Below are 269 nucleotides of genomic sequence, written 5' to 3'. Positions count from 1 at the left end.
GGGGTCGATTGCGTTCGTTGGTCTTCTGCGTCAGCAGACCCGACGGACACGTGAGTAGCGGCACTGCTTGCCAATGACTGCTCACGCGCTTGCGCGAGGGGTTCTCGGGGCAGCACCGGCGCACCATAATCAGCGAGCAAGGCGTCTGAGGGACGGGGCCGTTCGGCCTCGGCTTCTCGCTCAGGCGTGGCAGACGCTGTGGAAAGCGATGCAATCAACGGTTCTGCTGTCGCAGGCACTGTTGGGGCCATGGTCTGAACCGGCGCTGC

At 64.3% G+C, this 269-nt stretch carries 1 protein-coding gene; it reads right to left on the bottom strand.

Annotated elements, in window-relative coordinates; translation table 11 throughout:
- The coding region (locus XcodCFBP4690_RS23265) for a hypothetical protein (RefSeq protein WP_146092059.1) at positions 1-269 on the bottom strand (269 nt) is incomplete at both ends.

It is taken from the genome of Xanthomonas codiaei (assembly GCF_002939785.1).
Classification (GTDB): Bacteria; Pseudomonadota; Gammaproteobacteria; order Xanthomonadales; family Xanthomonadaceae; genus Xanthomonas; species Xanthomonas codiaei.
The sequence above is the reverse complement of the archived record's forward strand: the minus strand, read 5'-3'. Positions and strand labels throughout refer to the sequence as shown.